Annotated in this window: 24 protein-coding genes; 11 read left to right on the top strand and 13 right to left on the bottom strand. The window is 72.8% G+C overall.

Annotated elements, in window-relative coordinates:
- Positions 1-8 precede the first annotated feature (8 nt).
- Complete coding sequence (locus QOL15_RS11505; protein ID WP_071245697.1) at positions 9-989, top strand: o-succinylbenzoate synthase; 981 nt, start codon at positions 9-11, stop codon at positions 987-989.
- Positions 990-1,251: 262 nt separating this feature from the next.
- On the opposite strand, the gene ccsB is transcribed toward QOL15_RS11505, so the two are convergent.
- The 6 genes from ccsB to QOL15_RS11535 form a co-directional block, all read right to left on the bottom strand.
- On the bottom strand, positions 1,252-2,244 hold the full coding sequence (ccsB, locus tag QOL15_RS11510) for a c-type cytochrome biogenesis protein CcsB (protein WP_253181565.1): 993 nt from the start codon (positions 2,242-2,244) through the stop codon (positions 1,252-1,254).
- Positions 2,241-4,001: a cytochrome c biogenesis protein ResB gene (locus tag QOL15_RS11515; protein ID WP_083393833.1), complete on the bottom strand. Its 1,761-nt coding sequence runs from the start codon at positions 3,999-4,001 to the stop codon at positions 2,241-2,243. The genes ccsB and QOL15_RS11515 overlap by 4 nt, the downstream gene beginning before the upstream one ends.
- 112 nt (positions 4,002-4,113) lie before the next feature.
- Positions 4,114-4,812, bottom strand: a complete 699-nt coding sequence (locus tag QOL15_RS11520; RefSeq protein WP_065960822.1) for a cytochrome c biogenesis CcdA family protein — start codon at positions 4,810-4,812, stop codon at positions 4,114-4,116.
- A gap of 45 nt (positions 4,813-4,857) precedes the next feature.
- Positions 4,858-5,466, bottom strand: coding sequence for a TlpA disulfide reductase family protein (locus QOL15_RS11525; protein WP_071245694.1), 609 nt, complete (start codon positions 5,464-5,466; stop codon positions 4,858-4,860).
- Positions 5,466-6,122: a histidine phosphatase family protein gene (locus QOL15_RS11530; protein WP_071245692.1), complete on the bottom strand. Its 657-nt coding sequence runs from the start codon at positions 6,120-6,122 to the stop codon at positions 5,466-5,468. Before QOL15_RS11530 ends, QOL15_RS11525 begins: the two co-directional genes overlap by 1 nt.
- A gap of 68 nt (positions 6,123-6,190) precedes the next feature.
- A complete protein-coding gene (locus QOL15_RS11535; protein ID WP_071245690.1) occupies positions 6,191-7,681 on the bottom strand; it encodes a SulP family inorganic anion transporter in 1,491 nt (496 codons plus the stop codon).
- 126 nt (positions 7,682-7,807) lie between these two features.
- On the opposite strand from QOL15_RS11535, the gene QOL15_RS11540 reads away from it, so the two are divergent.
- Positions 7,808-8,182 carry a MerR family transcriptional regulator gene (locus tag QOL15_RS11540; RefSeq protein ID WP_254784074.1) on the top strand — a complete coding sequence of 125 codons (375 nt, stop codon included), beginning with the start codon at positions 7,808-7,810 and terminating at the stop codon, positions 8,180-8,182.
- Positions 8,183-8,248: 66 nt separating this feature from the next.
- On the top strand, positions 8,249-9,589 hold the full coding sequence (aspS, locus tag QOL15_RS11545; RefSeq protein ID WP_071245685.1) for an aspartate--tRNA(Asn) ligase: 1,341 nt from the start codon (positions 8,249-8,251) through the stop codon (positions 9,587-9,589).
- Between the two features lie 79 nt (positions 9,590-9,668).
- Here aspS and QOL15_RS11550 read toward each other — a convergent pair whose 3' ends face one another.
- The 5 genes from QOL15_RS11550 to QOL15_RS11570 form a co-directional block, all read right to left on the bottom strand.
- On the bottom strand, positions 9,669-9,962 hold the full coding sequence (locus QOL15_RS11550) for a Dabb family protein (RefSeq protein WP_071245684.1): 294 nt from the start codon (positions 9,960-9,962) through the stop codon (positions 9,669-9,671).
- Positions 9,959-10,213 (bottom strand): glutaredoxin family protein, encoded by a 255-nt coding sequence (locus tag QOL15_RS11555; protein ID WP_065960748.1) that lies wholly within the window; start codon positions 10,211-10,213, stop codon positions 9,959-9,961. The genes QOL15_RS11550 and QOL15_RS11555 overlap by 4 nt, the downstream gene beginning before the upstream one ends.
- A gap of 96 nt (positions 10,214-10,309) precedes the next feature.
- A complete protein-coding gene (locus tag QOL15_RS11560) occupies positions 10,310-10,408 on the bottom strand; it encodes a 30S ribosomal protein bS22 (RefSeq protein ID WP_003792170.1) in 99 nt (32 codons plus the stop codon).
- A 110-nt stretch (positions 10,409-10,518) separates the two neighbouring features.
- Positions 10,519-10,716: a helix-turn-helix domain-containing protein gene (locus QOL15_RS11565; RefSeq protein ID WP_065960746.1), complete on the bottom strand. Its 198-nt coding sequence runs from the start codon at positions 10,714-10,716 to the stop codon at positions 10,519-10,521.
- Positions 10,717-10,839: 123 nt separating this feature from the next.
- Entirely contained in the window at positions 10,840-11,355 is a 516-nt protein-coding gene (locus QOL15_RS11570; protein ID WP_083230077.1) for a helix-turn-helix transcriptional regulator, read from the bottom strand.
- Positions 11,356-11,431: 76 nt separating this feature from the next.
- Between QOL15_RS11570 and QOL15_RS11575 the strand changes: the two genes are divergently transcribed.
- Both QOL15_RS11575 and QOL15_RS11580 read left to right on the top strand, forming a co-directional pair.
- A complete protein-coding gene (locus tag QOL15_RS11575) occupies positions 11,432-12,865 on the top strand; it encodes a TrkH family potassium uptake protein (protein WP_065960743.1) in 1,434 nt (477 codons plus the stop codon).
- A complete protein-coding gene (locus QOL15_RS11580; protein WP_065960740.1) occupies positions 12,858-13,574 on the top strand; it encodes a TrkA family potassium uptake protein in 717 nt (238 codons plus the stop codon). Before QOL15_RS11575 ends, QOL15_RS11580 begins: the two co-directional genes overlap by 8 nt.
- Before the next feature lie 126 nt (positions 13,575-13,700).
- On the opposite strand, the gene proC is transcribed toward QOL15_RS11580, so the two are convergent.
- A complete protein-coding gene (gene proC / locus QOL15_RS11585) occupies positions 13,701-14,531 on the bottom strand; it encodes a pyrroline-5-carboxylate reductase (protein ID WP_071245677.1) in 831 nt (276 codons plus the stop codon).
- 65 nt (positions 14,532-14,596) lie between these two features.
- Here proC and QOL15_RS11590 point away from each other — a divergent pair, with 65 nt between their 5' ends.
- Positions 14,597-15,553 carry a cation diffusion facilitator family transporter gene (locus QOL15_RS11590; protein WP_065960737.1) on the top strand — a complete coding sequence of 319 codons (957 nt, stop codon included), beginning with the start codon at positions 14,597-14,599 and terminating at the stop codon, positions 15,551-15,553.
- A 39-nt stretch (positions 15,554-15,592) separates the two neighbouring features.
- Here QOL15_RS11590 and QOL15_RS11595 read toward each other — a convergent pair whose 3' ends face one another.
- Positions 15,593-16,078: a nucleoside deaminase gene (locus tag QOL15_RS11595; RefSeq protein WP_071285093.1), complete on the bottom strand. Its 486-nt coding sequence runs from the start codon at positions 16,076-16,078 to the stop codon at positions 15,593-15,595.
- A gap of 21 nt (positions 16,079-16,099) precedes the next feature.
- Here QOL15_RS11595 and upp point away from each other — a divergent pair, with 21 nt between their 5' ends.
- From upp to QOL15_RS11620, 5 genes are all read left to right on the top strand, one after another.
- The gene (upp, locus tag QOL15_RS11600; RefSeq protein WP_065960733.1) at positions 16,100-16,735 is read left to right on the top strand and encodes a uracil phosphoribosyltransferase; all 636 of its coding nucleotides are present in this window, start codon (positions 16,100-16,102) and stop codon (positions 16,733-16,735) included.
- Between the two features lie 732 nt (positions 16,736-17,467).
- The gene (locus tag QOL15_RS11605) at positions 17,468-18,238 is read left to right on the top strand and encodes a winged helix-turn-helix domain-containing protein (RefSeq protein ID WP_071245675.1); all 771 of its coding nucleotides are present in this window, start codon (positions 17,468-17,470) and stop codon (positions 18,236-18,238) included.
- Positions 18,239-18,727: 489 nt separating this feature from the next.
- Positions 18,728-19,228, top strand: coding sequence for a MarR family winged helix-turn-helix transcriptional regulator (locus QOL15_RS11610; RefSeq protein WP_139197289.1), 501 nt, complete (start codon positions 18,728-18,730; stop codon positions 19,226-19,228).
- Positions 19,225-20,574 (top strand): deoxyribodipyrimidine photo-lyase, encoded by a 1,350-nt coding sequence (locus QOL15_RS11615; RefSeq protein ID WP_071245673.1) that lies wholly within the window; start codon positions 19,225-19,227, stop codon positions 20,572-20,574. The genes QOL15_RS11610 and QOL15_RS11615 overlap by 4 nt, the downstream gene beginning before the upstream one ends.
- Entirely contained in the window at positions 20,571-22,067 is a 1,497-nt protein-coding gene (locus QOL15_RS11620) for a serine hydrolase (protein ID WP_071245672.1), read from the top strand. Before QOL15_RS11615 ends, QOL15_RS11620 begins: the two co-directional genes overlap by 4 nt.
- The last annotated feature ends 18 nt before the right edge of the window (positions 22,068-22,085 follow it).

The following is a 22,085-nucleotide window of genomic DNA, read 5'->3' on the forward strand; positions in this document are numbered from 1 at the left end:
GATGGGGTGTGCTCCCCGACCTCGCCGACCTCACCGCCGATGCCCACGTCGTCGCGCTGCCGATGCGCGTCCGGTTCCGCGGCATCACCACGCGCGAGGCCCTCGTGCTGCGCGGTCCGGCCGGCTGGACCGAGTTCTCGCCGTTCGTCGAGTACGACGACGCCGAGGCCGCCGCATGGCTCCGTGCCACCGTCGACTTCGGCTGGACCGAGCACGAACCCGCGGCCGGGACCGTCCCGGTCAACGCGACCGTGCCGGCGGTCTCCCCCGACCAGGTGCCGGACCTGGTGGCGCGCTACCCGGGCTGCACCACGGCGAAGGTCAAGGTCGCCGAGCCGGGGACGACCCTCGAGGACGACGTCGCGCGGGTCGCGGCCGTCCGGCGGGTGATGGGCCCCGACGCCGCGGTCCGGGTCGACGCGAACGGCCTGTGGTCGGTCGAGCAGGCCGTGGCCGCCGTCGAGGCGCTCGCCCCGTACGACCTGCAGTACGCCGAGCAGCCCGTCGCGACGGTCGAGGGGCTGGCCGAGGTCCGTCGGCGCACGGCCGGGCTCGGCGTGCCGATCGCGGCGGACGAGAGCGTCCGGAAGGCCGCCGACCCGCTCGCGGTCGCCCGCGCCGGGGCCGCCGACGTCCTGGTCGTCAAGGCCCAGCCCCTCGGCGGGATCAGCGCGGCACGGCGCATCATCGCGGAGGCCGGACTGCCCTGCGTCGTCTCGAGCGCGCTCGACACGTCGGTCGGACTCGGCATGGGGGCGTTCCTCGCGGCTGCGGCGATGACCCCCGGGTACGCCGCCGGTCTCGGCACCGCCGCCATGTTCACGGGCGACGTGACGGATGCGCCGCTCCTGCCGGTCGACGGCGCCGTCCCCGTTCGTCGGGTCGAGGTGGCACGCGACCTGCTCGAGCGGCACGCCGCGGCACCGGAGCGCCGAACCTGGTGGATGGACCGGCTCCGACGCACGCACGCGGTGCTCGCGGCCGGCTGACCCCCGGCGAGGACCGCCACGACCGGGCACGACGCGCCGCGGGGCCTGCGCCACATGGGCAGGACACGCCGCGGGCTCACGCCGAGTGGGCCCGAGAAGGCGCGCTCGCGCCCACCGACAGACATGTGCTGCCCGCTCGACGCGGCCGCCCGCGCGCCCCGCGGCGCCGCGCCCCGCGACCCACACGACGGACGGGAGGCGCGGTGCCGACCGGCACCGCGCCTCCCGTCCGGGGGTGGGTCGCGTCAGCGCCCGCCGTGGGTCACAGACCCGAGTAGCTGTGCAGCCCCTTGAAGAACACGTTCACGACCGAGAAGTTGAACATCACCGCGGCGAAGCCGATCAGCGCCAGCCAGGACGACCGCGCACCACGCCACCCGCGGGTCGCCCGCGCGTGGATGTACCCGGCGTAGAGGACCCAGATGATGAAGGTCCAGACCTCCTTGGTGTCCCACCCCCAGTACCGACCCCAGGCGCGCTCGGCCCAGATCGCACCGGCGATGAGCGTGAACGTCCACAGCACGAAGCCGACGAGCAGCACGCGGTAGGTCAGGACCTCGAGCCGCTCGGCGTCGGGCAGGGTCTCCATGAACCGCAGCTGCTTCGACACCGGGCGCCCCTGGCGGTACGTCTGCACGAGCTGTGCGACCGCGAGCCCCGCGCCGAGGGCGAAGAAGCCGGTGCCGGCGATCGCCACGAACACGTGGATGACGAGCCAGTACGACTCGAGCGCGGGCACGAGCGGCCGGACCGGGACGTAGTAGTTCACCGTCGCGATGCCGAGCAGGATGATCGTGAGCCCGCTGATGAAGACGCCGAGGAACTTCAGGTTCTGCCAGAACTGCACGAGCAGGAAGATCAGCGTGATGAGCGCCGTGCCCGTCAGGGAGAACTCGAACATGTTGCCCCACGGCACCCGGTCGGCCGCGATGCCACGGAGCACGACGGCCGCGACGTGCAGGACGAGCGCCAGGACGGTCATCGCCATCCCGACCCGCTCGAACTTCGTGCCGCGTCCGCCCCGGCCGCCGTCGGTGGTCTCGTCGACCCGTTCCAGCACGACCGTGCCGCCCTGGACGGTCGCGACCGTCCGGGGCTCGGCGGCGGGCGCACGGCCGGCCGCCGCGGCGGTGACCTCACCCGAACGCTTCGCCATGTCCAGCGCGAACGAGATGAAGGCGATGACGTAGACCGCCATGGCCGAGTACGTCAGCACGACGGAGTACGTCGCCAGGTTCGTCGTCAAGTCGTTCACGCAGGGATCCTAACTCCGAGGTCCGACAGGTGGCGCCGGGCGATGTCCGCGACCGCGCGCTCGAGGTTGGGGTCCTCGCCACGGGCCAGGCCCGCGTACTCGAGGTCGTACTCGCCGTGCTCGGCACCGCGGCGCGGCACCGCCTTGACCCACACGCGGCGGCGCGGGACGAACAGCGAGGTGAGGAGGCCGAGCACCGCCAGGGCCGCGAAGCCCGCGACCCAGGCCTGCGACGGGTCGTGGTGCACGTCGAGGGAGACGTACCGCTTGACCCCGTCGAACGTGATCGACCCGGTGCCGTCCGGCAGCTGCTGTGTCTGACCGGGCTTGAGCTCGATGCTCGCGGTCTTCGACTGCCGACCGGCGATCTGCTCGAGCCCGCTCGTGTCGAGCGAGTAGACGCTCTGCGGCACGCCGCTGTCGAGCCCGAGGTCGCCGCGGTACACCTGCAGCGTCAGCATCGGGTTCTGCGCGTCCGGGTAGGCGCTCGCGAACGCACCCGACCCGAGCTTCGAGGCCGTCGGGTAGAAGAACCCGACCATGCCGAGCTGCGACGGCTTCGCGTCCGGCACCTTGATGACGCCGGTCGAGGTGTAGTTCGAGTCCTCGGGCAGGAACGGCACGACGTCCTTGAACGCCACGTTGCCGTCCCCGTCGCGGACGGTGACCTGCATCGCGTAGCCGTTGCCGAGCAGGTACACGTTCGTCCCGCCGACGGACAGCGGCGCGTTGACGCCGAGTCGCTCGGTACGCTCCTGGCCGCCCTTCTCGCGGGCGGTCACCTCGGCCGTGTAGTCGAGCGGCTGTCCGAGGGCGTCGAGGTTGCGCTCCTCGTACGTCGTCGTGAACTTGTCGAGCGTCAGGTTGTAGCCCTGCAGGTCGGACTGGGTGAACCAGCGTCCTGGGTTGAACGAGTCGTACGAGCCGAGCACGTTCGAGAAGGTCTGCCCCTCGACGAGCAGGCGCTGCCCGGTGTAGCTGAACCCGCCGCCGAGGCCGACCGCGACGAGCACGCCGACGAGCGCGGTGTGGAAGACGAGGTTGCCGGTCTCGCGCAGGTAGCCACGCTCCGCGCTGACCGAGTCGCCGAAGCGCTCGACGCGGTACCCGGACCGCTTGAGGAGCGCCGCGGCGCGCGTGATCGCGTGGTCGACGGACGGGAGGCCCGTGGCCGCGTCCGTCGTGCCGCCCGCGTCCGTCGTGCTGGTCGCGGGTGCGCCGGTGGCGGTGCTGGTCGCCGCGTTCGCGCCGGTCGCCGCGTTCGCGCCGGTCGCGGTGCTGGCCGCGCCGGTGACGGTCGTCGCGTCGACGGGCACCGACCGGTGGCCGGCGAGCCGACCGAGGCGGGCCGGGGTCCGCGGCGGGCGCGTGCGGAGCGCCTGCCAGTGGTGCCGGGTGCGCGGCACGATGCAGCCGATGAGCGACACGAAGAGCAGCAGGTAGATCGCCGAGAACCACACCGAGGTGTACGTGTCGAAGACCTGGAGGGTGTCGAGCACCGGGAACAGCTGCGGGTGGTCGGCCTTGTACTGCACGACGCCGTTCGGGTCGGCCGTGCGCTGCGGGACGAGGGAGCCCGGGATCGCCGCGAGGGCGAGCAGCATGAGCAGGAAGAGCGCCGTGCGCATGCTCGTCAGCTGGCGCCAGAAGAACCGGACGTAGCCGGTGAAGCCCAGCTTCGGCTGGGTCACCCCGGCGTCGCCGGCGTCGTCGCCGCCCGTCGGGGCCGCGCTGTCGACGTGGTCGGACGGCCGCATCGGGTCGCCGCCGGACACGGTGTCGGTGTCGCGGCCGGTGTCGGCGTCGCGGCCGGTGTCGGCGTCGCGGCCGGCGTCGGTGTCGCGGCCGGCGTCGGTGTCGGTGTCGCGGTCAGACTGCGGGGACAAAGCTCTGGATCACCGCCCCGACGCTCGACATGACGGCCGACCAGATCCCGGTGACCATGAGCAGACCGATGACGATCAGGATCGCTCCTCCGATGATGTTGACAGTGCGCATGTGGCGCTTGACGACCCGGATCGCCCCGGTCGCCCACCCGGCGCCGACGGCGACGAGGACGAACGGGACACCGAGGCCGATGCAGTACGCGACCCCGAGCCACATGCCCTGCCAGGCACTGCCGGTCTGCACGCTGAGCAGGTTGATCGCGGCGAGCGTCGGGCCGAGGCAGGGCGTCCAGCCGAGCCCGAACACGATGCCGAGCAGGGGCGCCCCGACGAGCCCGGTCGCGGGCGTCCACGACGGCTTGATCGTGCGCTGCAGGAACGTGAACCGGCCGACGAAGACGAGGCCCATCGCGATCACGACGATGCCGAGCACCTGCGTGATGAGGTCACGCCAGCGGACGAGCCAGAAGCCGAGCGCGCCGAAGACGGTCGTGTAGGCCACGAACACGGCCGTGAAGCCGAGCACGAACAGCAGGACGCCGAGCACGACGCGACCGCGACGCTGCCCGCCCTCGGCGATGCCGCCGACGTACCCGAGGTAGCCGGGCACGAGGGGCAGGACGCACGGGGACAGGAACGAGACGAGGCCCGCGAGCGCGGCCACGGGCAGCGCCACGAGCATCTGCCCGCTGAGGATCGCGTCGGCGAAGGGGTTGCCGGACACGGGTCAGGAGGCCTTGCCGCTGAGCTCGTCGCCCACCAGGGTCTGCAGGATGCTCGGGCCGTCGACGGCGCCGAGCACGCGGGCGGCGACGCGGCCCTGCTTGTCGAGCACGATCGTCGCGGGCACCGCGTTCGGCGCGATCTGGCCGGACAGGGCGAGCTGCACGGTGCCGGTCTTCGCGTCGAGCACGGTCGGGTAGTCGACCCCGAAGGTGCGCTCGAACGCGGCGGCGGAGCCCTCCTCGTCGCGGACGTTCACGCCGACGAACGCGACGTCCTGGCCCTGGTACTGGTCGTGCACCTCGTTGAGGTACTTCGCCTCGGCGCGGCACGGCGGGCAGCCCGCGTACCAGAAGTTCAGGACGACGACCTTGCCGCGCAGGTCCTTCGCCGAGATGGTGTCGCCGTCGGTGTCCTTCGCGGTGAAGTCGACCGGGTCCTTCCGGTCGCCGGCGGAGACCTCGGTCACCGCGCCGTCGCCGGAGATGTAGTTCTGCGTGGTCCCGCTGCCGTACTGCTTCGACAGCGAGTCGTTCGACGAGCACCCGGCGAGCGCCAGCGCGGCGATCAGTGCGGTGGCAGCGACGGTGGCGATGCGCGTGCGGGGGGTCATCAGACTGCTCCTTCGTCGACGGCGGACGCACGCAGCGCGTACGCCGGGTCCGCGTACCCGACCTCGGTGAAGCGGCCGGGCGAGGTGGCGGGTGCACGCTCGACGGTCGTGATGCTCGACAGGTCGCACCGGCGCTTGCGCGGGTCGTGCCAGAGCGGCTCCCCCGCGAGCTTGCGGTGCACGGTCCAGATCGGCAGCTGGTGGCTGACGAGGACGACGTCGCCCTCGTCGACGCTCTCCCAAGCGGTCGTGACGGCCGCGAGCATGCGGTTCGCGATCGACTCGTAGGCCTCGCCCCAGCTCGGGCGGAACGGGTTCGCGATCCAGGGCCACTCCGTGGGGCGGCCGAGCGAGCGCTTGGTGAAGCCCGGTCGCTGTCCCTCGTAGCGGTTCGTCGGCTCGATGAGCCGCTCGTCGAGGGCGACCTCGAGGCCGTACGCGGCGGCCCACGGCGCGGCGGACTCCTGGGTGCGCTGGAGCGGCGAGGCGACGATCCGACGGACGTCGACCCCGGCGTCCTTCCAGGCGGTGGCGGAGGCGAGGGCCATCCGGGCACCGAGTTCGCTCAGACCGAAGCCGGGGAGCCGGCCGTAGAGCACTCGCCCCGGGTTGTGGACCTCGCCGTGCCGGACGAGGTGGATCCGTGACGCGGGCATGGGTTCCAGTCTAGGTCGGTCTGCGCTTCCCACCGGCCGCCCAGGGGATTCACCGGATGCGGGACCGCTCAGCCCAGCCGCCCGGTGAGTCGACCGTGCAGCGCGGTCGAGGCCGTGTTCAGGTGCACGACCTCGACCGTGCTTCCGTGCTTCGCGTACCGCTGCTCGACGCCGTCGAGGGCGGCGACCGTGCTGGCGTCGAAGACGTGCGCGTCGGACATGTCCACGACGACGTGCTCCGGGTCCTCGGCGTACGAGAACCGGGTGACGAGGTCGTTCGACGACGCGAAGAACAGGGCGCCGCGCACCCGGTAGCGGACGGTGTGCTCGTCGACGGGTTCTCGGACGACCGACACCACGTGCGCGGCCCGACGGGCGAAGACGAGCGCGGCGACGACGACGCCGACCAGGACGCCGGTCGCGAGGTTGTCGGTCGCCACGACCACGACGACGGTGACGAGCATGACCGCGGTCTCGCCGAGCGGCATGCGCCCGAGGGTCCGCGGCCGGATGCTGTGCCAGTCGAAGGTGGCGACGCAGACCATGAGCATCACGGCGGTGAGCGCGGCCATCGGGATCTGCGCGACGACGTCGTGCAGCACGATCGTGAGCACGAGGACGGACACCCCGGCGACGAAGGTCGACACCCGGGTGCGCGCCCCGGCGGTCTTCACGTTGATGACGGTCTGGCCGATCATGGCGCACCCGCCGGTCCCGCCGAAGAAGGCCGAGGCGATGTTCGCGATCCCCTGCCCCCAGGACTCACGCCAGGCGCTCGACCGGGTCTCGGTGATCGCGTCGACGAGCTGCGCGGTGAGGAGCGTCTCGATGAGCCCGACGAGCGCGACGCCGAACGCGTACGGCGCGACGACCTGCAGCGTCGCCAGGTCCAGCGGCACCGTGATCCCGGAGAACCCGGGCAGGGCGGTCGGCAGCGATCCCTCGTCGCCGACCGTCGGGACCGCGATGCCGAACACCATCGTCATCGCGGTGACGACGACCACCGCGATGAGCGGTGCGGGCACCGCCTTCGTCAGGAACGGGAACGCGACGATGATCCCGACGCCGAGCGCGGTCAGGGGCCAGACGACGAACGGGACGTCGTGCCCGAGCAGGTTCGGCAGCTGCGCGGTGAAGATGAGGATCGCCAGGGCGTTCACGAACGCGACGTTGACGCTCCTCGGGATGAAGCGCATCAGCCGGGCGACCCCGAGGAACCCGAGCACGAGCTGGAACACGCCGCCGAGCACGATCGCGGGCACGAGGTAGGCGATGCCGTGGTCGCGGACGAGCGGCGCGATCACGAGCGCGACCGAGCCCGCCGCGGCCGAGATCATCGCGGGCCGACCGCCGACGACCGAGATCACGACCGCGATGACGACGCTCGAGAACAGGCCGACCGCGGGGTCGACCCCGGCGACGACCGAGAACGAGATCGCCTCGGGGATGAGGGCCAGCGCGGTCACGACGCCGGCGAGGACCTCCCGCGTCAGCAGGCGCGGCGAGCGCAGGGCGTCGAGGACCCGCGGCGGGGTGGGGGCGTGCGTGATCGTGGTCATCGCCCGCAACCCTACCCTCACGTGAGGGTAGGGTTGACCACCACCCGACACCGGGCACGGTCGACGGGGCACGGAGGGAGGTCTGTCACGATGGCGGACGTGAAGGACGAGCACGGCACGGACACCATGCACATCGGCGAGCTCGCCGAACGCGCCGGGATGTCCCTCCGGACGATCCGGCACTACGACGAGGTGGGTCTCCTGGTGCCGAGCGCCCGCACGTCCGGCGGCTTCCGCGTGTACACCGCGCAGGACCTCGAACGCCTGCTCGTCATCCGCCGGATGAAGCCGCTCGGCTTCACGCTCGACGAGATGCGCGAACTGCTCCGCGTCGTCGACGCCCTCGCCACCGCGGGCCCGGCCGAGGAACACGCGCTCGCGGCCCGGCTCGACGAGTACCTCGCCGACGCCCGGGAACGCCACGCGAAGCTCGTCGAGCGCGCCGGCATGGCCGAGGAGTTCATCGGCACCCTCGGTACGCTCCGCGCTGCCCTCCCCTGAGCGCACCCGCCGCAGCCCACCCCTGGCCGCGCCCACGGCGGGACGGAGGCCGTAGACTCGACGACCGTGATCGAACGCACCCGCATCGCCGACCTCGCCGCCCGCCCGGAGGGCCCCGTCTCCGTCGCCGGATGGGTGGAGACCGTCCGCGACCAGAAGAAGGTCCAGTTCGTCGTGCTCCGCGACGAGTCCGGCGCAGCGCAGCTGGTGAACCCCGCCACGCGCGAGGCCGAGGACGGCGACGACGCCGCCCAGGCCGCCCTCGCCACGACGAACGCGATCTCCGGCCTGGCGCACGGCACCTTCGTGCACGTGCAGGGCACCCTCAAGCACGACGAGCGCGTCAAGCTCGGCGGCCTCGAGGTCAAGGTCGGCTCGCTCGAGGTCGTCAGCGCGGCGATCCCGGAGACGCCGATCGCCGACGACTCCTCGCTCGACAAGCGCCTCGACTGGCGCTTCCTCGACCTGCGCAACCGCAAGCAGAACCTCATCTTCCGCATCCAGACGACGATGGAGCACGCGTTCCGCACCTACTGGGTGGAGCGCGACTACATCGAGGTGCACACCCCGAAGCTCATGGCGTCGCCGTCCGAGTCGCGTGCCGAGCTCTTCCAGCTCGAGTACTTCGAGACGACCGCCTACCTCGCGCAGTCGCCGCAGAACTTCAAGCAGATGGCGCAGCCGGCCGGCTTCGGCGCCGTGTTCGAGATCGCCGACGCCTTCCGTGCCGACCCGTCGTTCACGAGCCGCCACGCGACCGAGTTCACGAGCGTCGACGCCGAGTTCTCGTGGATCTCCTCGCACGAGGACGTCATGGCGATGCAGGAGGAGCTCCTGGTCGCCGGCTTCACCGCGGTCAAGGAGAAGCACGGCAAGGACATCGAGGAGGTCTTCGGCTTCGAGTTCGTCGTCCCGACCACCCCGTTCCCCCGCGTCACCCTGGCCGACGCCCGGAGGATCGTCGCCGACAGCGGCTACGAGGTCGTCCGTGCGGACGGTGACCTCGACCCCGAGGGCGAGCGTCGCGTCGCCGCGTGGGCCAAGGAGACGCACGGCTCCGAGTTCGTCTTCGTGACGGACTACGACGCCTCGATCCGGCCGTACTACCACATGCGCCACGAGGACGACCCGACGCTCACGAAGAGCTACGACCTCATCTTCAACGGTGCCGAGATCTCGACCGGCGCGCAGCGCGAGCACCGCGTCGACACCCTCGAGGCGCAGGCCGTCGAGAAGGGTCTCGACCCGGAGGAGCTCGGCTGGTACCTCGACTTCTTCCGCTACGGCGTCCCGCCGCACGGTGGCTTCGGCATGGGCCTCGCGCGCGTGCTCATGCTCGCCCTGCACGAGCCGTCGATCCGCGAGGTCACGTACCTGTTCCGCGGCCCGACGCGGCTGACCCCGTAGTCCTCCCCAGGACCACGACACAGCGGCCACCCTCCGGCAGGAGGGTGGCCGCTGTCGCGTCCGGGCCGGGAGGCGCGGCTCAGCTCCGCCAGTCGATGGCGGCCCGCTGCGTCACGAGTCCGCGGATCTCGGCTGCCGCGGCCTGGTGCTCGGGGTGCACCTGGTACGCGTCGAGCCCGGCGAGGTCGTCGAACGTCGCCACGACGGCCACGTCGTGGTTCTTCCCCGGGTAGGCCACGTTCTCGACGACCTCGAGGGAGCGGATCGACCCGACGGTCCCGACCAGGCCGGTCAGCAGCGTCCGGATGCGGTCGATCGACGCGGCGCGGTCGAGGTCCTCGCGCAGGGTCCAGGAGACGACGTGGTGGATCATGCGCGGGCTCCCGCCTGCTCGAGGGCGCGGCGGAGCCGGTCGGCGTCGACGTGCCAGTTGCTGTGGACGCGGCCGTCGACCAGGACCACCGGGATGTCCTCGGCGTACTCCTCGCGCAGGGCGTCGTCGTCGAGGATCGACCGTTCCTCGAGGGTGACGCCGGGGTGCTCGGCGACGACCTGCTCGACGATCGGTCGGGCGTCGTCGCAGAGGTGGCAGCCGGGCTTGGTCAGCAGGGTCACGGCGGGCATGTCCACCACCCTAGCCCGCGGCCGTCGGCGGCACGGGAGCGCCCCCGGGAACACGAAAGCCCCGGCGGACCGGGGCTTCGAGTGCAAGTTCGGGACTTACTTCTTGTTGCGACGCTGGTGGCGCGTCTTGCGCAGGAGCTTGCGGTGCTTCTTCTTCGCCATGCGCTTGCGACGCTTCTTGATGACTGAACCCATAGTGGACCTCGCTCGGAACGATGCTGATGTGTGGACACCGGGCCCGAAGAGACCGCGGAAAATCAACCCGGCCGAGTCTAGCGGAGCGCGGCGGCCGTGTCGAACGAGCGTCAGCCGACGTCGGCGACGCCCCCGCCGCGGAGCATCTCGGCGACCGCCGCCTCGGGCACGCGGAACGACCGGCCGAAGCGGATCGCCGGGAGCTCGCCGGCGTGGACCATGCGGTAGACGGTCATCTTGGAGACCCGCATCATCTCGGCGACCTCAGCGACGGTGAGGAAGCGCACGTCGTCGAAACTGCCGGTCATGGTCCGCCTTCGGGTGACCCGTGCGGTGCACGGGGTTGGTGTGACCTGTGTGGTCACCGCAACTGTAGGGCTCCGCGGGTCGCCGTGTCCAGGAACCACAGAGGTCGCGTCCAGACCGTCGGGTCAGTCGTCCTCGCCGCGTCGCGTGAACCGCTTCCGACTGCTCTCGACGACGCGCTCCCAGCCCTGCTGCGCGCCGGAGAACGCGGCCGTGGCCCGGTACGACGCCTCGGCCATCACGCGCCCGAGCTCGGTGCCGACCTCGACGGTGGCCTTGCCGGCACCCGCACTGCGTCGGACCGAGACCGGCTGCCCGTCGAGCGTCCACGCGGTCGTCGCCGGGGTCCCGTCGGCGTCCACGGCCCCGGTGAACGGCAACACCCACTCCTCGAGGCGCACGAGCGGCTCCGGGTCGAGTCGGTAGAAGCGGTGCTGGCCCTCCTCGCGGGTGGACACCAGGCCGTTGTCGCGCAGTACGCGGAGGTGCTTCGACACGGTCGGCTGGCTCACGCCGAGCTTCGCGACGAGCTGCCCGACGCTGAGCTCCCCGCCGGTGGCGTCCGCGCCGTACGCGGCCAGCAGCGCGCCGAGCAGCTCGCGGCGGGTCGGGTCCGCCACGACGGTGAAGATGTCGGCCATGGCGGCAAGGCTATCCGGGCCGGAGCGCATGTACCATGACCGCTGTCCTCGCCCCTGTTCCCCGGGAGACGCACGCATGCTCGACCGGCACGAGCCGCTGACGCCGCACGTGAGCGCGTCACGGGCCCAGGCGAACCGGTTCGCGGCCGTCCTGCGGTCGTCGCCCTCGCGGCTGGCGATCCTGGTGTTCATCGCGCTGGTGTTCCTGTTCACGTTCCTGTTCATGACCCCGGTCGCGGCGGCGGACGGCACCACGACGCACTTCTCGGACGCCCTGTTCACGGCCGCGTCGGTGGTCTGCGTCACGGGGCTGTCGACGGTCGACATGGCGACGCACTGGTCGGTGTTCGGCAAGACCCTCGTGGTGATCGGCACCCAGATCGGCGCGGTCGGCGTCCTGACCTTCGCCTCGATCCTCGGACTGGTCGTCACGCGCCGGCTCGGGCTGCGCGCCAAGCTCATCGCGGCCGGGGACTCGAACCCGCTGCGCACGCACCACGGCGCGGTGCCCGAGGGCCAGGCCGTGCGGCTCGGCGAGGTCGGCACGCTGCTGCTCACCGTCGCGGTGAGCACCCTGACCATCGAGGTCGCGGTCGGCCTGCTCCTGCTGCCGTCGGTGCTCGTCGCCGGCTACCCGTTCTGGACCGCGGTCGGCGACGCGTTCTACTACTCCGCGATGGCGTTCACGAACACGGGCTTCGCGCCGAACGCCGACGGCCTCGCGCCGTTCACCCACGACTACTGGTTCCTGTCGCTCCTGATGCTGGCCGTGGTCCTCGGGTCGATCGGCTTCCCGGTGATCCGCACCCTCACGAAGCAGCTGCGGACCCCGCGCCGCTGGCCCATCCACGTCAAGCTCACCCTGACCACGAGCGCGGTCCTGCTCCTGCTCGGCGCGATCGTCTACACCGCGCTCGAGGCGTCGAACCCGCGCACGCTGGGCAGCGAGGGCGCCGGCCACACCGCGTTCCAGGCGCTGTTCTTCTCTACCATGACCCGGTCCGGGGGCTTCGCCACGATCGACGTCGAGCAGATGCACGGTGCGAGCCTCCTGGTCACCGACATGCTCATGTTCATCGGCGGCGGGTCCGCGTCGACCGCGGGCGGCATCAAGGTCACGACCCTGGCCGTGCTCTTCCTCGCGGCCGTGGCCGAGGCGCGCGGACGCCGGAGCATGGAGGCGTTCGGCCGACGCATCCCCTCCGACGTGCTCCGCGTCGCCGTCGCCGTCGTGCTCTGGGGTGCGACGATCGTCGCCGTCGCCACGGTCGTGCTGCTGCAGATCACCGGGGACTCGCTCGACCGCGTGCTGTTCGAGGTGATCTCGGCGTTCGCCACGTGCGGGCTGTCCTCCGGGATCTCCGGCGAACTGCCCGAGTCCGGCAAGTACGTCCTCGCCGCCACCATGTTCCTGGGCCGGGTCGGTACAGTGACGATCGCCGCCGCCCTGGCCGCCAGCCAGAGCCGACAGCTGTTCCGTCGTCCCGAGGAGAGGCCCATCGTTGGCTGACCGCCGCGCAGCACGCGCCGACCGCCGTACCCCGCACCCCGCCACCGGTGCCGTCAGCCACGACGCACCGGTCCTCGTCCTCGGCCTCGGCCGCTTCGGCGCCGCGACCGCGGGGCAGCTCGAGCGCCAGGACCGCGAGGTCCTCGTCGTGGACACCGATCCGGGACTGGTGCAGAAGTGGTCCGACCGCGTCACGCACGCGGTCCAGGCCGACGCCACCGACATCGACGCCCTCCGCCAGATCGGCGCGCAGGACTTCGCGATCGCCGTCGTCGCGGTCGGCTCGCACCTCGAGTCGAGCGTGCTCATCACGTCGAACCTCGTCGACCTCGGCATCCCGCAGATCTGGGCGAAGGCGGTCAGCCGGTCGCACGGCACGATCCTGTCCCGGATCGGCGCGAACCACGTCGTCTACCCGGAGCGCGAGGCCGGCGAGCGCACCGCCCACCTGGTGTCCGGTCGGATGCTCGACTTCATCGAGTTCGACGACGACTTCGCGGTGGTCAAGATGCACCCGCCGCGCGCGGTCCGCGGCAAGGACCTCGCGACGACGGTGATCCGCACGCGGCACGGTCTGACCGTCCTCGGCATCAAGACGCCCGGCAAGGCCTTCGTCCCGGCGACCCCGGACAGCGTCATCGGCGAGGACGACGTCATCATCGTCTCCGGCACCGAGACCGACCTGGAGCGCTTCGCCGCCCTGGAGTAGCCCAGGACGGACGGGAGGCCCGTGGCGGGCCCGCCACGGGCCTCCCGTCCGTCCCGCGCCCCGTCCCGGACCGGCGCCCGCGTCGACGACGGCGGGCACGCCCGCACGGTGCGCGGCAGCGCCGCGTCAGGAGCGGGCGATCTCGTCGGCACGCGCGATCGCGGCGCGCGACGCCCGCTCGAGCGTCCCGGCCAGGTCGGCCTCCTCGAGCACGGCGACCGCGCGCTCGGTGGTGCCCTTCGGGCTGGTGACCGCGCGGCGCAGGTCGGCCGGCTCGCGACCGGAGGCGGCGAGCAGCTCGACCGCACCGCGGAGCGTGCCCTGGACCATCGTCGCGGCCTGGTCGTGGTCGAAGCCGAGCGCCTCGGCGGCACGCTGCCACTGCTCGACGAGCAGGAACACGTACGCCGGCCCGGAGCCGGAGACCGCGGAGAGCGCGTCGAGCTGGTCCTCGGGAACGCGGATGACCCGTCCGGAGGCGGCGAAGACGGCCGAGGCGAGCGCGATCGCGTCCTCGTCGCCGGACGCGCCCGCGCTGATGCCGGTGACGCCGTGGCCGACCCCGATCGGCGTGTTCGGCAGCGCCCGGACGACCCGGACCCCGGCGGGCACGCGGGCCTCCATCGCGGCGAGGGTGGTGCCGACCGCGACGCTCACCACGACCGTGCCCGGGCTGAGCGACGCCGCGACCTCGTCGAGCAGGTCGGCGATCGCGTACGGCTTCACGCCGAGCACGACGAGCCCGGCCCCGCGGACGGCGGCCCGGTTCGCGTCGGCGTCCGTCTCGGTGGCCGTCGCGGCGAGCCCGCGCTCCCGGTGCACGGCGGCGGACGCCTCGGACCGGGTGGTCAGCACGACCGTCGTGGGGTCGAGCCCCGCCGCGAGGAGGCCGTCGAGGACCGCGCCGGACATGGAGCCGACGCCGAGCATGGCGGTGCGGGGCAGTTCGATCGTCATGCTCCCGACCCTACCGACGGCCCACGCCTAGGATCGGGCACCAGGTCACGAGAACAGGGGTCACTGTGAGCGCTTCCGGAGGCAACCGCGCGGTCCTCGCCGCACTCGGTGCGAACGTCGGCATCGCGGTCGTCAAGTTCGTCGCCGCGGCGATCAGCGGCTCGGCGGCGATGCTGGCGGAGGGCGTGCACTCGCTCGCCGACTCCGGCAACCAGCTGCTGCTGCTCCTCGGCGGACGCCGGGCGCGCGCGGCGGCCGACCAGGAGCACCCGTTCGGCCACGGCCGCGAGCGCTACGTGTCGGCCTTCGTCGTCTCGATCGTGCTGTTCAGCGTGGGCGGTGTGTTCTCGCTCCTCGAGGGCATCGACAAGCTCCGCGACCCGCACCCGCTCGAGAACTGGTGGCTGCCGGTCGCGGTGCTCGTCGTCGCGGTCGGGCTCGAGGGCTTCTCGCTCCGCACCGCCGTCCGCGAGTCCCGGCCGCACAAGGGCACGCAGTCGTGGGTGCAGTTCGTGCGCCGGGCGAAGGCGCCCGAGCTCCCGGTCGTGCTCCTCGAGGACACCGCCGCCCTGACCGGCCTGGTGTTCGCACTGCTCGGCGTCGGGCTGACGGCCGTGACCGGCAACGGGGTGTTCGACGCGGTCGCGACGATCCTCATCGCGCTGCTGCTCATCGCGGTCGCCCTCGTGCTCGGCGTCGAGACGAAGAGCCTGCTCGTCGGCGAGGGAGCGACGCCCGGCGACGTCGAGCGGATCCGGGCCGCGGTGCTCGACGGCCCCGAGGTCGACGCGATCGTGCACCTGAAGACCCTGTACCTGGGCCCGGACGAGCTGATGGTCGGCATGAAGGTCGCCGTCGACGGCGACCGACGGCTCGGTGACGTCGCCGCCGGCATCGACGCGGTCGAGCAGCGCATCCGCACCGCCGTCCCCGCGGCCCGGGTGATCTACGTCGAGCCGGACGTGCAGCGCACCGGACCGCGTCCGCCCACCGAGGCGATCGTCATCCGCGCGGCGGACTGACGCCGGGCGGTCCGCGGCGGTCAGTGCCGCTCGCTGCGGTCAGCGCCGCTCGCGGAAGAACGTGTCGAGCAGCGCGGCGCACGCCTGTTCGCGGACACCGCCGACCACCTCGGACCGGTGCGGCAGCCGACGGTCGCGGGCGATGTCGTAGACGCTCCCGCTCGCCCCCGCCTTCGGGTCCCAGGCGCCGAACACGACCCGCGGCACCCGGGCGGCGAGGACCGCTCCCGCGCACATCGGGCACGGCTCGAGCGTCACGACGAGGGTGTGCTCCTCGAGGTGCCAGTCCCCCGTCGCCGCCGCTGCTGCACGGAGCGCGAGCACCTCGGCGTGCGCGGTCGGGTCCTGCCGCGCCTCGCGTTCGTTCCGGCCGGTGGCGACCACCCGCCCAGCCGCGTCGAGCACGACGGCGCCCACGGGCACGTCGCCGGTCGCCAGGCACGCGCGCGCCTCGTCGAGTGCACGGTCCATCGCGTCGAGCCAGGGACGAGCGGCAGGGTCTTCCACGCGTCGATCCTGCCCCATCGGCACGGTACGCTCGACACCATGCGAGTCCACGTCGCCGACCACCCGCTCATCACCCACAAGCTCTCGGTGCTCCGCGACCGGACCACACCCTCCCCCACCTTCCGCGCGCTCACCGAGGAGCTCGTCACGCTCCTCGCCTACGAGGCCACGCGGAACGTCCGGGTCACCGCGACCCCGATCGACACCCCGGTCGCCCACACCATGGGCGTCGCGATCGCGAAGCCCCGCCCGCTCGTCGTCCCGATCCTGCGCGCCGGGCTCGGCATGCTCGAGGGCATGGTCAAGCTCGTCCCGACGGCCGAGGTCGGCTTCCTCGGCATGGCCCGGAACGAGGACACCCTCGAGCCCCAGACCTACGCCGAGCGTCTGCCCGACGACCTGTCCGGCCGGCAGTGCTTCGTCCTCGACCCGATGCTCGCGACCGGCGGCACCCTCGCCGCGGCGATCGACTTCCTGTTCGCACGCGGCGCGGAAGAGGTCACCTGCGTGTGCATCCTCGGAGCACCCGAGGGCCTCGCGGCCGTCGAGCAGGCCGTCGGCGACCGCAACGTGTCGATCGTCCTCGGGGCGCTCGACGAGAAGCTCGACGAGAACGGCTACATCGTGCCGGGCCTCGGTGACGCCGGTGACCGCCTCTACGGGCTCGCCGAGTAACCACCCGGCCCGATCCGGACGAACGCCCCGCGGCACGCCGCGGGGCGTTCGTCGTCTCCCCCACCGTGTCGCAGGCGGCGGCGGTCCCGGTGACGGCGGACGGGAGGCGCGGTGCCGGTCCGCCACGCGCCCTGCGTCGTCCGCGCGCGTCCGGACCGACCCTGCGGATCGCACCCGCGCCTCCCGGCCGTCCGCGTACCGTCCGGACCCGCCGTGCGGGCCGCACCCGCGCCTCCCGGCCGCGCGCCTGCCGTCCGGACCCGCCCTGCGGGCCGCACCCGCGCCTCCCGCCCTGCGGGACGGGGCCCTGTCCACTCCCACCCACCGTCCGTGCGGACGGTTGACAGCGTGTTGGTATACCGCCGATACTCATCCCATGACTGCGAACCCGTCCACCCGCGTCCTCCCAGAGGCACAGGGGACCGTCGGCACGATGATGCCGACGACGGTGGTCATGCGTTGTCGAATGTGTGCCTGATCGGTACCCGTTCCAGCCGGATCCCCCGCGACGCCACCCCGGTCGCGAGCGTGTGATCCCCGGGTGACGACCACCTCGACGACGCCGTCGGTCCTCCGACCACAGCGACCCTCGACGTCGGTCCGTCCCCGTACTCCCGGTGTGCCCCGGTCCCGTCCGGACCGCAGGGCACCGCGGCGACCAGCCGCACCCGGACCGACGCATCCGCACCGCCGCGCAGCACCGCCGCGCAGCTCCCGCAGGGAAGAACCACCATGTCGCTCACGCTCACCCAGCCCCGCACCGTCCTCCGCACCGCAGCCCCGGCCGCGACCGACCTCGGCACCGTGACGCCGATCCGCGCACGCCGCACGCCGGCCGCGCCGCCCGCACCGAGCGCCGTGCCCGCCAGCCCCGTCGTCGCACCGCAGCGGAACCGGGCCCTGCCCGAGGGGACCGAGGCACGTGGCTTCGCGCTGTACGTCGGCATCGACGAGGCAGCCGCCGCCGCAGCCGGCACGACGCTCGCCGCCGTGGTCGAGCAGCTCAAGGCCCTGACCGCGCAGCTCGTGCCGTCCGCGCAGACGTACGCCGCGGTGGCCGTGGCCGCCGAGGGCAGCGGCGGCCGCGACGTCGACGTGGTACGCCTCGCGCTCCAGGACCGGTCCGCGGTGGCCGCGCGCAAGCAGGCCGTCGAGCCGGAGCCCGAGGAGACGGGCGTCGTCATCGACATCTCCCGCAAGCGCGTCACGCTCGACGGCGAGGCCGCTCCGCTGACGTACAAGGAGTTCGAGCTCCTGCAGTTCCTCGTCCTGCGCGAGGGCCAGACCGTCGACCGGGGCGCGATCATCGAGGGCCTGTGGTCGGACGACGAGGACGAGACGCCGAACGAGCGCACGATCGACGTGCACGTGCGACGCCTCCGGTCCAAGCTCGGCGCCTTCGAGGAGATCGTCCGCACCGTGCGCGGCGTGGGCTACCGCTTCGACCGGCACGCGGACGTCGCGGTGCGCTACGCCTCCACCCCGTCCCCCGACCTGTTCTGAGCCGCCGACCTCCGACGCGCTCGATCGCTGCCCGCGGTGCGCCGCCGCGCTCGGCGACGGTCCGTGGGCGGCACGCGACCGGGCGCTGATGGTCCGTACGGGCCGCTCCCGGTGAACTCGCAGCGAGCGACCGCCACGAGGGCTGGCGCGCCGTTACCGCAGCGTTATACAGTCGGTTCCGCAGGCAGTGTTTGCTGTGGCACGGCCTGTGGAATGTGATTGCAGGACACTCTTGGTGCAAGGGAGAGGGCCGGTCGCTCAGAAGGCGACCGGCCCTCGTCACGTCCCGGGGTCCCCGTCACGGCCCGGGCCGCCCCGTCGCGTGCCGGTCGTCCCGTCACGCCCCGGCCCCCGCCGCGCGGTCGTGCCCGTGCTCGCGTCCCGCTCCGGTCCCCGCGGGTCCTGTCCCCCGTCGCCGCACCGAGCCGGGTGTCGTGTCCCCGCCCCTCGGTAGTGTGGAGCGACCGTTGGACCGGAGGGAACGCGATCGTGGACGAGTCACGCCGCAGCGACAAGGCGACAGCCGTCGCGGCCTGGGAAGCACTGTTCCGGGCGCAGGTGACGGTGATGCGTGCGCTCAACGCCGACTTCCCCGGCGGGGAGATCTCGTTCAACGAGTACGACGTGTGCTTCAACCTGTCGACCCAGCCCGAGCGCCGCTGCCGCATGCGCGAGCTCACCGGGCACCTGCTCCTCACCCAGCCGAGCGTCAGCCGCCTCGTGGAACGCCTGGCTGCTCGCGGCATCGTCGAGAAGCAGCCGGACCCGTCCGACGCCCGCGGGGTCATCGTCGCCCTGACCGCGCACGGGTTCGACGTCTACCGCTCGGTGGCCGTGCAGCACGCGCAGACCATCGCCGACCAGGTCGGCGCCGGTCTCGACGACGACGAGCTCCGGACGCTCACCGAGCTGTGCACGAAGCTCCGTGTCGCCGCCGGTGACCGACCGGCCCGTCGCACCCGTCCCACGGCGGACGCGGTCGTCGCATGAGCGGCGCGCTCGTCTGGCTGCGCGAGGACCTGCGCCTCGCCGACAACCCCGCGCTCCGCGCCGCGATCGACCACGGCGGCCCCGTGACCGTGGTGGTCGTCCTCGACGAGGACTCCCCCGGCATCCGCCCGATCGGCGCCGCCAGCCGGTGGTGGCTGCACCAGTCCCTCGGCGCCCTCGACGCCGACCTCCGGGCACGCGGGTCGCGTCTCGTGCTGCGGCGCGGCAGTGCGGCCGAGGTCGTCCCCCGCCTGGTCGCCGACGCCGACGCCGACGCCGTCTACTGGAACCGCCGCTACGGCCGGGTCGAGCGCGACCTGGACGCCGGCATCAAGACCGCCCTGACCGACGCCGGCACCGAGGCCCACAGCTTCGCGGCGAACCTGCTCTGGGAGCCGTGGACGGTGCTCACCGGGCAGGGCGAGGCGTTCAAGGTGTTCACGCCGTTCTGGCGGGCCGCCCAGGCCATGCCCGAGCCGCGGCACCCGCTGCCGAAGCCCCGCGACCTGCCAGCGCCCGCCGACGTGGCGAGCGACGACCTGGACGACTGGGGGCTGCTGCCGACCGCCCCCGACTGGGCCGGCGGTCTCCGCGACGCGTGGGAGCCGGGCGAGGCCGGTGCGCACCGCAGGCTCGAGCACTTCGTGCACGAGTCGCTCGAGGACTACGACCAGCGCGACGAACCGGCGATGGCCGCGACGAGCGACCTGTCCCCCCACCTCCGCTGGGGCGAGGTCAGCCCGTACCAGGTCTGGCACCGCCTGCACGGCGAGCTCGAGCCCGAACAGCGTCGACAGGCACCCGCGTTCCTGCGACAGCTCGCGTGGCGCGAGTTCAACTGGAACGAGTACTTCCACTGCGACGACATCGCGACGGTGAACGTCCGCCGCGAGTTCGACGCCTTCCCGTGGCGCGACGTGGACGACGACGAACTCGACCGGTGGCGGTACGGCCGCACCGGCATCGACCTCGTCGACGCCGGCATGCGCGAGCTCTGGCACTCCGGGGCCATGCACAACCGCGTCCGACTGGCCACGGCGAGCTTCCTGGTGAAGAACCTGCTCGTCGACTGGCGCATCGGCGAGCAGTGGTTCTGGGACACCCTGGTCGACGCCGACCCGGCGAACAACGCCGCGAACTGGCAGTGGGTCGCGGGCTCGGGCTTCGACGCGGCGCCGTACTTCCGCATCTTCAACCCGGACCGACAGCTCGAACGCTTCGACCCGCACCGCGAGTACGTGCGGCGCTGGGTCCCGGCCGACGAGGACCGCCCCGAGCCGATGGTCGACCTCAAGGCGAGTCGGCAGCGCGCCCTCGACGCCTACGCCGAGATGCGCCGGGCATGACCCCGTCGGACGACGTCCTCGGGCAGGTCGACGCCCTGTTCCGCGAGCGGGTCGCCGCACGCACCGCCCCGAGCAGCGTGTGGGGCGTGTTCGACCGCACCGGCCTCGTCGCCTCGGGCGGCCACGGCGACCGGGGTGACGGCCGGTCACCCGACGCCGACACGGTCTACCGGATCGCGTCCTGCACCAAGAGCATCACCGCCGCGACCCTGCTCACCCTCGTGGCGGAGGGCCGGGTGACCCTCGACACGCCGATCACCGACCTCGTGCCCGCGTTCGCAGCGGTGGAGCTGCCGTCCGACGACGCGCCGGTGCCGACGCTCCGGATGCTCCTGACGATGTCCGGCGGGCTGCCGACCGACGACCCGTGGGCAGACCGGCAGGAGGCGATCACCGACGACGACCTCGACCGGGTGCTCCGCGGCGGTCTGCTCTTCGACTCCGTGCCCGGCACCCGGTTCGCGTACTCGAACACCGGCTACGCCCTGCTCGGACGTGCCGTCGCCGCGGTCGCGGGCACGTCCTTCACGCGGGCGGCGCACGAGCGGGTGCTCGGCCCGCTCGGCCTCGACGACACGGTGTTCCGCACCGAGGACGCGCGCGGGTACGTCGTCACGGGGTTCCGGGACGACGACGGCTCCTGGACCCCACAGCCGATGACCGGCCCGGGTGCGTTCTCGGCGATCGGCGGCCTGTTCTCGACCGTCGGCGACCTCGCGCGCTGGGCCCGGCACCTCGCGTCCGCGTGGACGACCGAGCCCGAACCGGGACCGCTCTCCCCCGCCGACCGACGGCTCGCGCAGCAGGCCGCACGGGTCGTGCCGCCGAGCGTCGTGCCGTCCTCGACCCGGGCGACGGCGTACGGCTTCGGCCTGTTCGTGGAGCAGGACGCGGAGTCCGGGGAGCTCGTCTCGCACTCGGGCGGCTACCCGGGGTTCTCCGCGCACGTGCGGTGGTCCACCGAGACCGGACTCGGTGTCGTGGCCTTCGAGAACGCCACGCGCGCCAAGGTGTCCGCACCGGCCGAGCGCGCCCTCGACCTGCTGCTCGCCGACGCCCGCCGTCGTGCCGCAGCGTCCGACACCGCCGCGCCGCCCACCGGTGCACCGCTCGGCCGCGTGCCGGGCGTCGAGCGCACCCGCGCCGCCGTCCGCGCGGCGCAGGTCGGAGTCACCGAGGTGCTCCGGACCTGGCAGGCCGCCGACGCCGACGCGGCCGCACGGGGCGACGTCCTCGCCGCGCAGCTGTGCGCACCGAACGTCCCGATGGACCTGCCGTGGGAGCAGCGCCGTCGGCGCGTGGCCGAGGCGGTCGCCCGGGTCGGCGCGGACCTCCACGCGGACGCGGTCCACGAGCACGCGGCGACCCCGTCGTCCCTGCGCTGGTGGTTGCCCGGGACCGCCGGACGGCTGCGGGTCGACGTCGCCCTGGCACCCCCGTCGGACGGGCTCGTGCAGACCTTCACGGTCACCGCCGAGCCCGCCGAGTCCTGAGCGCGGAGCGGATCCCCG

The sequence above is a fragment of the Curtobacterium sp. MCBA15_012 genome (genome assembly GCF_001864935.2).
Taxonomy (GTDB): domain Bacteria; phylum Actinomycetota; class Actinomycetes; order Actinomycetales; family Microbacteriaceae; genus Curtobacterium.

What these genes read in the sequence shown, in the direction of transcription:
- QOL15_RS11615 (WP_071245673.1), top strand. Translation starts at nt 19,225, where the DNA reads ATGAGCGGCGCGCTCGTCTGGCTGCGCGAGGACCTGCGCCTCGCCGAC.
- QOL15_RS11515 (WP_083393833.1), bottom strand. Translation starts at nt 4,001, where the DNA reads ATGCGGCCGTCCGACCACGTCGACAGCGCGGCCCCGACGGGCGGCGAC.
- QOL15_RS11540 (WP_254784074.1), top strand. Translation starts at nt 7,808, where the DNA reads ATGCACATCGGCGAGCTCGCCGAACGCGCCGGGATGTCCCTCCGGACG.
- QOL15_RS11570 (WP_083230077.1), bottom strand. Translation starts at nt 11,355, where the DNA reads ATGGCCGACATCTTCACCGTCGTGGCGGACCCGACCCGCCGCGAGCTG.
- QOL15_RS11565 (WP_065960746.1), bottom strand. Translation starts at nt 10,716, where the DNA reads ATGACCGGCAGTTTCGACGACGTGCGCTTCCTCACCGTCGCTGAGGTC.
- QOL15_RS11605 (WP_071245675.1), top strand. Translation starts at nt 17,468, where the DNA reads ATGTCGCTCACGCTCACCCAGCCCCGCACCGTCCTCCGCACCGCAGCC.
- QOL15_RS11560 (WP_003792170.1), bottom strand. Translation starts at nt 10,408, where the DNA reads ATGGGTTCAGTCATCAAGAAGCGTCGCAAGCGCATGGCGAAGAAGAAG.
- proC (WP_071245677.1), bottom strand. Translation starts at nt 14,531, where the DNA reads ATGACGATCGAACTGCCCCGCACCGCCATGCTCGGCGTCGGCTCCATG.
- upp (WP_065960733.1), top strand. Translation starts at nt 16,100, where the DNA reads ATGCGAGTCCACGTCGCCGACCACCCGCTCATCACCCACAAGCTCTCG.
- QOL15_RS11595 (WP_071285093.1), bottom strand. Translation starts at nt 16,078, where the DNA reads ATGGGGCAGGATCGACGCGTGGAAGACCCTGCCGCTCGTCCCTGGCTC.
- QOL15_RS11530 (WP_071245692.1), bottom strand. Translation starts at nt 6,122, where the DNA reads ATGCCCGCGTCACGGATCCACCTCGTCCGGCACGGCGAGGTCCACAAC.
- QOL15_RS11535 (WP_071245690.1), bottom strand. Translation starts at nt 7,681, where the DNA reads ATGACCACGATCACGCACGCCCCCACCCCGCCGCGGGTCCTCGACGCC.
- QOL15_RS11525 (WP_071245694.1), bottom strand. Translation starts at nt 5,466, where the DNA reads ATGACCCCCCGCACGCGCATCGCCACCGTCGCTGCCACCGCACTGATC.
- QOL15_RS11550 (WP_071245684.1), bottom strand. Translation starts at nt 9,962, where the DNA reads ATGATCCACCACGTCGTCTCCTGGACCCTGCGCGAGGACCTCGACCGC.
- QOL15_RS11555 (WP_065960748.1), bottom strand. Translation starts at nt 10,213, where the DNA reads ATGCCCGCCGTGACCCTGCTGACCAAGCCCGGCTGCCACCTCTGCGAC.
- QOL15_RS11575 (WP_065960743.1), top strand. Translation starts at nt 11,432, where the DNA reads ATGCTCGACCGGCACGAGCCGCTGACGCCGCACGTGAGCGCGTCACGG.
- QOL15_RS11520 (WP_065960822.1), bottom strand. Translation starts at nt 4,812, where the DNA reads ATGCTCGTGGCGCTGCCCGTGGCCGCGCTCGCGGGCCTCGTCTCGTTC.
- QOL15_RS11620 (WP_071245672.1), top strand. Translation starts at nt 20,571, where the DNA reads ATGACCCCGTCGGACGACGTCCTCGGGCAGGTCGACGCCCTGTTCCGC.